The sequence below is a fragment of the Streptomyces sp. NPDC058964 genome (assembly GCF_042741275.1).
Lineage (GTDB): Bacteria > Actinomycetota > Actinomycetes > Streptomycetales > Streptomycetaceae > Streptomyces.
In genome coordinates this window covers 24449-32511 of sequence record NZ_JBHYKH010000036.1, presented here as the reverse complement: position 1 = coordinate 32511, position 8063 = coordinate 24449, and the positions used below count along the sequence as shown (strand labels likewise).

Sequence of the window (8063 nt, the reverse complement as noted above, 5' to 3'; positions counted from 1 at the left end):
ACGTTCCACCCACACCCACCGGTGCCCCGGCGGTGCCGCACCCGCCCGCCGGCCCTCACACAACACCCCCCCGGGTGGTACCCCGGGGGGTCTCTGCTGGAGCGGGCGTCGAGAATCGATGGTTCGCCGGGCAGCGCGTCCCCTTACGGGCGGTGTCGCCGCCGGTACCGGGGAGGCGTCACGGGGCGGACGGCGGCGTCACCCCGTACAGGGTGCGCTTCCCGCGACCGGGGAACTCCGTCAGCGACCACAGTTGTGGGCCGCCGGACCGCAGCCAGTAGAGATCCTGGACGCCCACGCCCGCCTCGTACAAGCGCGGGGCGATGTTGGGCCGGTCGGTGTAGAGGGTGCCCAGTGTGGTGCGGTTGTGGCTCGCGGTGAAGTAGTAGACGCCCTTCCACGAGATGCCGCCCTGGATGTAGTTGTCGGGCTGTGTGTAGACCGCGGTGGCCCGGGCCACGCCTGAGGTGTTTGCCAGGCAGCCGTCGGTGCAGTTGCCCGTCTGCATCGTCCACCGGGCCACCTGGCCCGGGCACCCGCTCGAGTTGCCGTTGCCGTTGCAGAACTCCCCCGTGAGCATGGTCGGCGGTGAGGTGCTGCGATCCAGCCCCGTGTAGTCGTAGCAGGGCTGGCTCCGCTTGTTGGAGGTGCAGCTCTGGGACAGTTTCCCTCCGTTGGGCAGTTGTGTCTGCCACTGGCCGATCAGCGGCAGCACGTAGCGGTAGCCGTAGGTGCTGTACTTGCCGCCCTGCAGGCCGATCCGGGACTTGTCGGCCGGATTCCATTGCGAGCTCTGTTGCATGTCCCACAGCCTGCGCGTGTCGAAGACGAGCAGGCCGCTGGCACGGTCCGCGACCAGCAAGTAGTCGTGGTACCAGAGCAGGCCGCCGGCGTGGGTGGCCACGTTCTCGAAGTCGGCCTTGTTCCCCTTCATGACCGGCCGGACGAACAGGACGTGCTGGTACTTGTGCGACGACGTACCGAGCTGCGGCTCCTCGTTGAGGAAGGTCACCCGGGACCGGCTGTTGCCGGAATAGTGCCAGGTGAAGGCGAAGGCCCGGGAACCGTTGACGGTGCCGTCGGCGTGGGCGTCCGAGGTGCCGCTGATGCCCTGCGGCATCCAGTTGGGGTCCCGGGCGTCGGAGTCGAGGGCATCGTCCTGCAGGCAGAACCAGTTCGCCGGGTTGACGCCGTCGTAGAGCGCGCCGTTCTGCTGCCGGCTCGTGGCCCGCGGGCACTTCGCGGTCGCCGTGCTGTCGGCGTGCTGCAACAGCTGTGCGAGCGTGGTGTACGTGTAACCCTGCTGGAAGTCCAGCGCGGTGCGCAGGCTGGAGATCGTGCCGGCGTAGTCGTCCGGCTGCCACTTCACAACCCAGTTGCCGTTGGTGGGGCGCATCGGCGTGGCCACCCGCACCGCTGGACGGTCGGGGACACCGGCGGCCGGTACCCCGGGCGGCCGGGCAGCCGCGACCAGCGGCAGCAGCAGAGCTGCGGATACCGCAGCCAAGGTGAGTCGGGATGTGCGCGTACGCAAGGGCCCTCCTTGTATGTACCGCTCCTACGCGGGGCGGAGTCGGGCCGCGTCGTGCGGCCCGACCGAGGCTTCCCCTCCGGAATGCCGTCCTCCACGGGCTCGCGGGGAGTTGACCCGCCTTCCGTACACCCGTGTGGGCCGTGGGAGTGTCGCGCTTCAGTGCCGCGGAGCACTGGCCCGAGCACAGGTGGGCCCGGCTGCGCCGTGCCGGTCAGCCCACGGGCGTACCCGGTACGCGGATGAAACGGTCTCCGCAGAACGCCGCAATGTTGTGGGCCCTGAACACCTCGGTGCTGACGGTGCACACGGCCTGATAGACGGTGCCGTTCGCGGCCAGCAGGTCCACGTAGAGGCTGTTGGGCTTCTTCTCGGGGTCGGCAGGGGTGGCTCCGCTCTCGGTGTACCCGAGAGCGGCATCCACCACGCAGCTCGGTGCGTACGGGATGGCGGCGAGATTGATCCAGTCTCCTTCGGCCCGGCTGTCGTTGAAGAACGCACGCCCTTTGTTGTCCGTCGTCACGCGGAACTGCGTGCCCGCGAAAGCCCCGTTGTCCACCACGGCAGAGGCGAGATCGCGACCGGTCGAGCACCTGTGGTCGGAGTTTCCGCGGGCGCCGGAGTCGGTGCGCCCCTCCAAGCGAACGGCGCTCTGGGCGACCGCGGGCGGGGCGACGAGAACCCACGAGACGACCGCCCCCGTCACCGCGGAAAGGCAGCTACGGCGCCATGCGTAACCCGGGCGGCGTTCGCCGGATCGAAACGACCTCTTGCGTTCGGACACTGTCGCGCTCCTTTCGCTCGGCACTGGGCATTGCCTCGCCTGCCCATCGCCTTCTCGCTTTCGCGGCGAGATTCCCACAGTGAACGCATGCACCTGCGGGAACATCTGGCCCGTTCGGTGTTTCGTGTCACGGGATTCCGTCGAACGGGTCCAGGCCGTAGCGACGAATCAGACGGTTTCCGGCGCGTGCCGGACCGCCGGTTCATGACCGCCGCTCGGTCATTAGAGGGTTCGTGCGCCGACATTCGGGTGTGTGACGGTGGCGCCTGCCCCTGAGCCGCCCGCGATGCCGGTGGACTGGGCCCCCTTCCCGAGAAGGCGCTTTCAGGAGGAGGAATATCCCTTGCGCGGTTCGCGACATCTGGTGTGGGGTGCGCTCACGGCACTCCTGCTGCTCGGCTCCTCACCAGCCACAGTCCAGGCCGACACGGCCCGTACATCCCGTGGCGGCGTCTGCCCGGTCGAGAACCGGGTCAGAGTTGCGAACGCCGCACCTCAGGTCGAGCAGGTCTACTACCACGGTGACTGGCGCCTCGGCCCGAAGAACCTTCCCAGAACCGGTCCGATCGGCAAGATCCTGCGCGGCTACGACCGACTGGGCGGGAAGCCGCAGAGCGTGTTCTTCCAGTGCTACTGGCAGACGAACCTTCCGACGGGGGAGTCGGGCTGGTGGTACCCCAGCAACAGCGGTTTCGTCATCAGGAACCAGCAAGCGGTCGAACGGCGCGCCACACTCCCTGTGGGCACGCTGCTCGACCTCTTCGGGAGGGGCGACTCCGGTCATTTCCTGGCGCCGGCGGGCACCCCCTATGGCGAGCGCGCGATTCCGCCGAACAACCTCATCACGTTCGAGGCGGCCCACCCGAACAGCTACCACCTGTACCGGGTCACCAAGGCCTTGTCCGTCCAGGCCGGTCCCGCCAGGCCCTGGTTCGCCCAGCCCGGCCTGGGCGTGCAATACGCGACGGTGAAGAGTGTCGGGGAACTGAAGAGCACGAATTACCTGGCGGAGCTGCCGGTGACCTGACGCGAGGGGACCCGGCGAACTCGCGCTCTCAGCTTGGGAAGCGACGGCGCTCGGGTCGGCGCAGAGGCGCTGACCTGCGAAACACGCGCTCTCTCCGCAGGCTCGAAGGGGGCTGGACGGACCCTGGTTGTCCGTTCTCGAGGGCACGCGGAGGACACGGAGTCACCGGCGGGGCGGTGCGAGATGCGCGCACACATGCGGAGCGCTGTGGGTGCGGCTCGTTACAGGCCACACCGGTTGTCGCCGGGCAGCCTGGCGGCGACAACCGGGCGGAGCGGGCCGTACCGGTCTCGTGCGGCTCGCGGCTCATCGCCGAACCGTTGGCCCTTACGGGACGCGGTTCACGCGTCCGGCCCTCTCGCAGGCCGGGTGCCACATCCTCGGTCCTCCGACCCGAAATGGCGCATGGCCTGTCGTTGCCCCGGAAAGCGTCACCAACCGAGCGCATCCTCGTCGGCTCGCGCGTCCCGGGCCGGCCTGACCGGGCGCGCGTCGTGGCAGGTGAAGCCGAGCCGGGTCAGTGCCCGGCGCATCTCCCCCGTCGTGAAGTCCCGGCGGTTCAGCCGGGTGATCACTTCCCCGACCTGCATCACGGGGTAGACGCGGCGGCTGATGGTCACGGACACGCCGGTGACGGGTTCGGGCGTGATGCCGCTCATCGACTGCTCGACCTCGCTCTTGATCAGGTCGAAGGGGAAACGGGCGATGACACAGCGCATGGATGCCTCCACAGGGGTGGGGAAGAACACCGGAGACGCCGACCGCGCGACGGCGGTCAGGGCGTGAGAGCGAGGACGCCCAGGGCGTAGCCGTGCTCGTCGATCACGGGGGACACGTCCAGGGTCCGGACCCGCATGGCGGCTTCCGCCTCGCCGAGTGCGGCCATGGACGAGGTGAAAGGTCCGCGGTCGAGCGGGATGTCCCGCAGCCGCGTCCGGTCGTTGTACCACGAGCCGCCGCGGTGCGCGGCGAGCTGGGCCCGGGTGACCAGGCCCGCGCACCGCCCGTCCTCGTCCTGGAGGAGCAGGTGCGGGACGCGCGCACCGATGAGCACGGACAGGGCCACGTCGACCATCATGTGGTCGTCGACCTGTGGCCCGGGGGCGTGCATGGCGTCCCGGGCGGTCAGACCGGCGCCGTCGGCGCTGTCGGCCTGCCGTGTTCGGGGCGGAAGCGGGGTCATGGGCTTCTCCTCTTCGTCGGGGCGGGCAGGACGGGCGACGCTCGTCGCGACCACAGGGAGCGCATCCCGGTGCCTGGGTTATGGGTTGTTCCCCGGGGCAGGCCGACGACGGGCCCGGTCGGCGGCCCGGCCGCTCTCGCCACGGCCGGCGGCCCGGCCCCTGCGGTTCCGGCCGGCGGATCCCTTGCCCTCGTCGCGTCGTCCGCCGACGGGTGCGGTGGGGGTGACGGGCACGCCGGAGGGGGTCCGGGCGCCGGTGATGCGATGCAGTTCGGCCTCGCCCGGGCGGACTCGGACGGTGTTCGGAGCGATTCCGGCGTCGGCCATCAGGCGGTCCACTGCGCGCCGCTGGTGCGACAGGACGAGGGTGACGACGGTGCCGGACTCGCCGGCGCGTGCCGTACGGCCGCCGCGGTGGACGTAGTCCTTGTGGTCGCCGGGAGGGTCGACGTTCACGACGAGGTCGAGGCCCGCGATGTGGATTCCGCGGGCGGCGACGTTGGTGGCCACCAGGACTGTGACGTGACCGTCCTTGAACTGGGCGAGCGTCCGGTTGCGCTGTGACTGGGACTTGCCGCCGTGCAGGGCCGAGGCACGCACCCCGACGGACAGCAGGTGTTCGGCCAGCCGGTCCACCGCGTGCTTGGTGTCCCGGAACATCAGCACGCGTCCGGCGCGAGCGGCGATCTCGGTCGTGGCGGTGTCCTTGTCGGCGTCGCGCACGTGCAGCAGATGGTGCTCCATGGTGGTGACCGCGCCCGCGGACGGGTCGACCGAGTGCACGACGGGGTCGTGGAGGTAGCGGCGCACCAGGAGGTCGATGTTGCGGTCCAGGGTGGCGGAGAAGAGCAACCGCTGGCCGCCGGCAGGGAGTTGGTCGAGCAGTGCGGTCACCTGCGGCATGAAGCCCATGTCGGCCATCTGGTCGGCCTCGTCCAGGACGGTGACGCCGACCCGGTCGAGTCGGCAGTCCCCCCGCTCGATGAGGTCCTTGAGACGGCCGGGCGTGGCGACGACGGCCTCGGCGCCGCCGCGCAGCGCACTCGCCTGACGGCCGATCGACGTGCCGCCCACCACGGTGGCGAGCCGCAGCCGCAGGGCGCGGGCGTAGGGGGTGAGCGCGTCGGTGACCTGCTGGGCCAGTTCCCGGGTGGGGACGAGGACGAGGGCGAGCGGCTGCCGGGGCTGGGCCCGCTGCCCGTCCAGACGGGCCAGCAGAGGCAGGCCGAAGGCGAGCGTCTTGCCCGAGCCGGTGCGCCCCCGGCCCAGGACGTCCCGGCCGGCCAGCGCGTTCGGCAGCGTGGCCGCCTGGATCGGGAAGGGCACGGTCAAGCCCTCGGCGGCGAGCGCGGCCAGCAGCCGTGCGGGCATGTCCAGTTCGCCGAACGTCTCGACCGCCGGCAGCGGCTCGGTGTGGGTGACAGGCAGGGCGAACTCCTGTCGGCGCGGGGTGGCGCGTGCGCCCGGGCCGCTCTTTCGTCCGATGCCCGGACGGGGACCCTGGCGGCCCGTCTCCTGCGTACGGAAGCGGCTGCCAGGAGCGGAGCCTGTCGAGCGCGTGGGCTTTCTGTCCGCGCGGAAGCCACCGGAAATGCCGCCGGTGCGGCGGGTGCGGTTCATGGAGGAACCTTCCTCGATGCGGCGTATCGAGGAATTCCGCCCAGCGGTGACGACCGCACGAGGATTCGCAAGAATGAGCCGAAGGAAAAATAAAGAAGAAAAATAAGAAGAGCCGGCTCTCATGGCGTTGAAGCTGGGGGCGGCCGGCGGTCCGGGCAATCCGGAAAGCGGGAAAATCAATGAGCTGGGGCCCGCACCCCAAGAGCGCGGGCCCCAGCCACATGATGCGCGAACCACTGGTTCGCGACAGTTCGCGTCAGTGTCAGGCGGGAACGATGTTCTCGGCCTGCGGGCCCTTCTGGCCCTGCGTGACGTCGAAGGTAACCTTCTGGCCTTCCTGAAGCTCGCGGAAGCCGGTGGTGGCGATGTTCGAGTAGTGGGCGAACACGTCAGCGCCGCCACCGTCCTGCTGGATGAAGCCGAAGCCCTTTTCCGCGTTGAACCACTTCACGGTGCCAGATGCCATATTGAATCTCCCTTGGGGGGCAGTGCCGGACTCCGCACTTTACGGAGTCGAGTCGCCGCGATGATCACCCCTCCGGAAACATCCGGAAAGCTCTGCAAAGAAAAAAATCTCTGGCAATCAATACTGCAGCTGTTATCACGTTAACACAGGCCGGATGGAAACGGCCATGCGTATTCGGGATCGTCCGGTAGTTCTCATCCCGCCGGAGGTCGTATTTCTGTACTGGCGAGACTAGGTATCCGCGCCGTGCTCGTCCAGCTTCCGGCGTATTTCCCGGTTCAGGCGGAGGGCGTCGTCGAGCTGGTTCTCGAGAGAGATGATGCGGCACGCGGTCTCGATGGGGGTGCCCTGGCCGACCAGTTCCCGGGCGCGGGCGGCGATGCGCAACTGGCGGCGGGAGTACCGGCGGTGGCCGCCTTCCGAACGCAGGGGGGTGATGAGCCCGGCCTCGCCGACGGCCCGGAGGAAGGCAGGGGTGGTGCCGAGAACGTCCGCGGCCCGCCCCATGGTGTAGGCGGGGTAGTCGTCGTCGTCGAGGTTGCCGGCGACAGGGGCGTTCTCAGCGGGCATAGCACCTTCGTTTCGGGGACGCGGCGAGGGACTTGGGTGCACGCGACAGCCGTGCTCCGAAGGAGTCAGCACCATTGCCTCGTGCGACAACCCTAACTCCGGCAGGCACGGACATGTGGCCTCGCCGTGACAGATTCCCTCCGTGCACAGCCTGACGAGCCGCCGTACGTCGGGCGGAGCAGCCCGGCCCCGCGGGCCTTGGCCAGGGCACGGATCAGTGCGTCACGGTCTGCGTGTCCAGTTCGCCGCGTGCGCGGACGATACGGCACCCCCGAAGGGCGCGGGTGCTCCGTCCTGAGTGGTCAACGGCCCGCGAGAGGACGGTAGTCGCGACCGGTCCGCCGTCCCGGCCGCGGGGGCTCCCGACGGGCCGCGTGCCTCATTCCGCCTCCTCTGGCGTGCCCCCGAGGCGACCGGTTTCGGCGAGTGCCAGCATCCGTGCGGCGGTCAGCGGGTTCTCGGGGTCGGCGGCGGTGGCCAGCAGCCGGGCTGCTGTTCCGGCGGGCTCCTCGGGCGGGACGACCAGGAGCACCCAGCGTCCCACGGTGCCGCAGTCCAGGGTGATGACGTGCGCCTCGCTCCCGGGTCCGGCCGGCTCCACGTCGATCACCCGGCCGGGCGCCATGACCGTGTGCGGGGCGTCGGGCCATTCGGCGGGGTCCACGGTGACCCGCACCGTGGTGTCCGAGTCGGGCTCCAGCGAGCTGACGAGCGAGGGAAGTTCGAGCTCCAGCGTGTCGCAGCGCGGCCACCAGGCTCCGTCCAGCGGGCCATGGCTGACGTCCGGGGTGAGGGTCAGACGGGGCAGCGGCATGCGGTACGTGTGCGAGTCGTCCGCGGACGCGCCTTCCGCCGGCGTTCTGCTGGGTTCCATCGTGCGGT

9 protein-coding genes are annotated in these 8063 nt (G+C 69.8%); 1 reads left to right on the top strand and 8 read right to left on the bottom strand.

The annotated features are described in order from the left end of the window. Positions 1-178: 178 nt before the first annotated feature. On the bottom strand, positions 179-1534 hold the full coding sequence (locus ACFW2E_RS07395; RefSeq protein ID WP_384462779.1) for a hypothetical protein: 1356 nt from the start codon (positions 1532-1534) through the stop codon (positions 179-181). A gap of 211 nt (positions 1535-1745) precedes the next feature. Continuing rightward, on the bottom strand, positions 1746-2054 hold the full coding sequence (locus ACFW2E_RS07390) for a hypothetical protein (RefSeq protein ID WP_384462776.1): 309 nt from the start codon (positions 2052-2054) through the stop codon (positions 1746-1748). Positions 2055-2658: 604 nt separating this feature from the next. On the opposite strand from ACFW2E_RS07390, the gene ACFW2E_RS07385 reads away from it, so the two are divergent. Next, a complete protein-coding gene (locus tag ACFW2E_RS07385; protein WP_384462773.1) occupies positions 2659-3342 on the top strand; it encodes a TNT domain-containing protein in 684 nt (227 codons plus the stop codon). A 431-nt stretch (positions 3343-3773) separates the two neighbouring features. On the opposite strand, the gene ACFW2E_RS07380 is transcribed toward ACFW2E_RS07385, so the two are convergent. The 6 genes from ACFW2E_RS07380 to ACFW2E_RS07355 form a co-directional block, all read right to left on the bottom strand. After that, positions 3774-4061, bottom strand: a complete 288-nt coding sequence (locus ACFW2E_RS07380) for an SCO5918 family protein (RefSeq protein ID WP_384462770.1) — start codon at positions 4059-4061, stop codon at positions 3774-3776. Positions 4062-4117: 56 nt separating this feature from the next. Further along, a complete protein-coding gene (locus tag ACFW2E_RS07375; RefSeq protein WP_384462767.1) occupies positions 4118-4525 on the bottom strand; it encodes a CBS domain-containing protein in 408 nt (135 codons plus the stop codon). 78 nt (positions 4526-4603) lie between these two features. After that, positions 4604-6145: a DEAD/DEAH box helicase gene (locus ACFW2E_RS07370; protein WP_384462764.1), complete on the bottom strand. Its 1542-nt coding sequence runs from the start codon at positions 6143-6145 to the stop codon at positions 4604-4606. Positions 6146-6407: 262 nt separating this feature from the next. Further along, the gene (locus ACFW2E_RS07365) at positions 6408-6611 is read right to left on the bottom strand and encodes a cold-shock protein (RefSeq protein WP_384462761.1); all 204 of its coding nucleotides are present in this window, start codon (positions 6609-6611) and stop codon (positions 6408-6410) included. 231 nt (positions 6612-6842) lie between these two features. Beyond that, complete coding sequence (locus ACFW2E_RS07360; RefSeq protein ID WP_384462758.1) at positions 6843-7181, bottom strand: MerR family transcriptional regulator; 339 nt, start codon at positions 7179-7181, stop codon at positions 6843-6845. A 379-nt stretch (positions 7182-7560) separates the two neighbouring features. Beyond that, positions 7561-8055 carry a DUF5994 family protein gene (locus tag ACFW2E_RS07355; RefSeq protein ID WP_384462755.1) on the bottom strand — a complete coding sequence of 165 codons (495 nt, stop codon included), beginning with the start codon at positions 8053-8055 and terminating at the stop codon, positions 7561-7563. Between the last annotated feature and the right edge of the window lie 8 nt (positions 8056-8063).

Bases quoted from the DNA above. Each gene is read 5' to 3' on its own strand.
- ACFW2E_RS07355 (WP_384462755.1), bottom strand. From the start codon at position 8,055: ATGGAACCCAGCAGAACGCCGGCGGAAGGCGCGTCCGCGGACGACTCG.
- ACFW2E_RS07375 (WP_384462767.1), bottom strand. From the start codon at position 4,525: ATGACCCCGCTTCCGCCCCGAACACGGCAGGCCGACAGCGCCGACGGC.
- ACFW2E_RS07380 (WP_384462770.1), bottom strand. From the start codon at position 4,061: ATGCGCTGTGTCATCGCCCGTTTCCCCTTCGACCTGATCAAGAGCGAG.
- ACFW2E_RS07370 (WP_384462764.1), bottom strand. From the start codon at position 6,145: ATGAACCGCACCCGCCGCACCGGCGGCATTTCCGGTGGCTTCCGCGCG.
- ACFW2E_RS07360 (WP_384462758.1), bottom strand. From the start codon at position 7,181: ATGCCCGCTGAGAACGCCCCTGTCGCCGGCAACCTCGACGACGACGAC.
- ACFW2E_RS07365 (WP_384462761.1), bottom strand. From the start codon at position 6,611: ATGGCATCTGGCACCGTGAAGTGGTTCAACGCGGAAAAGGGCTTCGGC.